The organism is Microbacterium sp. UBA1612 (assembly GCF_002321605.1).
In the GTDB taxonomy this organism is placed as follows: domain Bacteria; phylum Actinomycetota; class Actinomycetes; order Actinomycetales; family Microbacteriaceae; genus Microbacterium; species Microbacterium luteum.
The window spans coordinates 1-2,147 of record NZ_DCMW01000041.1; the positions used below are offsets into that span (position 1 = coordinate 1).

Annotated in this window: 2 protein-coding genes; both read right to left on the bottom strand. The window is 66.2% G+C overall.

Annotated elements, in window-relative coordinates; all coding sequences use genetic code 11:
* Positions 1 to 330 (bottom strand): hypothetical protein (locus B3S45_RS14425; protein WP_286721484.1); only part of this gene is annotated, 330 nt, incomplete at its 3' end.
* Between the two features lie 80 nt (positions 331 to 410).
* Positions 411 to 2,147, bottom strand: a 1,737-nt coding sequence (locus tag B3S45_RS14430) for a DNA-directed RNA polymerase subunit beta (protein WP_286721486.1), incomplete at its 5' end; no start/stop codon positions are given.

The following is a 2,147-nucleotide window of genomic DNA, read 5'->3' on the forward strand; positions in this document are numbered from 1 at the left end:
AACGCCCTTGAAGTACCAGATGTGAGTGACCGGGGCGGCCAGTTCGATGTGGCCCATCCGCTCGCGACGCACGGAGGACTTGGTGACCTCCACGCCGCAGCGCTCGCAGACGATGCCCTTGAAGCGGACGCGCTTGTACTTGCCGCACGAGCACTCCCAGTCGCGGCTGGGTCCGAAGATCTGCTCGCCGAACAGACCGTCCTTCTCGGGCTTCAGGGTGCGGTAGTTGATGGTCTCGGGCTTCTTGACCTCGCCGTAGGACCAGCGACGGATGTCGTCGGCGGTGGCCAGGCCGATGCGAAGCTCGTCAAAAGTTGTTGCGTCGAGCACGTGTGTTTACTCCTGTGAGATTCCGGTGATCGAGTAGCCGCGACGCGGCGTATCGAGATCAGTGGGTCGGATGCCGCGGGTCAGATCTCGTCGATCGACGAAGACTCGAACCGGGTGGAGATGTTGATGCCGAGCTCCTCCGCTGCGCGGAAGGCGTCGTCATCGGTGTCACGGAGGTTGACCGCCGTGCCGTCCGCCGAGAGCACCTCGACGTTCAGGCAGAGCGACTGCATCTCCTTCATGAGCACCTTGAAGGACTCGGGGATGCCGGGCTCCTGGATGTTCTCGCCCTTGACGATCGACTCGTACACCTTGACGCGGCCGAGGATGTCGTCGGACTTGATCGTGAGGAGCTCCTGCAGCGCGTACGCGGCGCCGTAGGCCTCGAGGGCCCACACCTCCATCTCACCGAAGCGCTGACCGCCGAACTGCGCCTTACCACCGAGCGGCTGCTGGGTGATCATCGAGTACGGACCCGTCGAACGCGCGTGGATCTTGTCGTCGACGAGGTGGTGCAGCTTCAGGATGTACATGTAGCCGACGGAGATCGGTGCCGGGAACGGCTCGCCCGAGCGACCGTCGAACAGCTGCGTCTTTCCGCTGGAGTCGATCATGCGGTCGCCGTCGCGGTTGGGCAGCGTCGAGTCGAGCAGACCGACGAGCTCCGACTCGAAGGCGCCGTCGAACACCGGGGTGGCGACCTTCGTGCCCGGGGCGGCCTCGCGGGCCTGCTCCGGCAGCCGGGCGGCCCACTCGGGGGTGCCCTCGACCTTCCAGCCCTGCTTGGCGATCCATCCGAGGTGCAGTTCCAGCACCTGGCCGAAGTTCATTCGACCGGGGATGCCGAGAGGGTTCAGCACGATGTCCACCGGGGTGCCGTCCGGCAGGAACGGCATGTCCTCGACGGGGAGGATCTTCGCGATGACGCCCTTGTTGCCGTGGCGGCCGGCGAGCTTGTCGCCCTCGGTGATCTTGCGCTTCTGGGCGATGTAGACCACGACGCGACGGTTGACGCCCGAGCCCAGCTCGTCGTCGCCCTCCTCGGCGTCGAACTCCTTGACAGCGATGATCGTGCCCTGCTCACCGTGAGGAACCTTCAGCGACGTGTCGCGCACCTCGCGGCTCTTCTCGTTGAAGATCGCGCGGAGCAGGCGCTCCTCGGCCGAGAGCTCCGTCTCACCCTTGGGCGTGACCTTGCCGACGAGGATGTCGCCGGGACGCACCTCGGCGCCGATGCGGATGATGCCGCGCTCGTCGAGGTCCTTCAGCAGGTCGGGGCTCACGTTGGGGAGGTCACGGGTGATCTCCTCCTTGCCGAGCTTGGTGTCGCGGGCGTCGACCTCGTACTCCTCGATGTGGATCGAGGAGAGGGTGTCTTCCTTCACCAGGTCCTGGCTGAGGATGATCGCATCCTCGAAGTTGTGACCCTCCCACGTCATGAACGCCACGAGGAGGTTCTTGCCGAGCGCCAGCTCGCCGTTCTCGGTCGCGGGGCCGTCGGCGATGACCTCGCCGGCCTCGATGCGGTCACCCGCGGAGACGACGACGCGCTGGTTGTAGCTGGTGCCCTGGTTGGAGCGGTCGAACTTGCGCAGGTAGTAGTCCTGCGTGCCGCCCTCGTCGAGCTGCACGGTCACGACGTCGGCCGAGACCTCCATGACCACACCCGGCTTCTGCGCGGTGATGACGTCTCCGGCGTCGACGGCGGCGTAGCCCTCCATGCCGGTGCCGACCAGGGGCGAGTCGCTGCGCAGCAGCGGCACGGCCTGGCGCTGCATGTTCGCACCCATCAGGGCGCGGTTGGCGTCGTCGTGCTC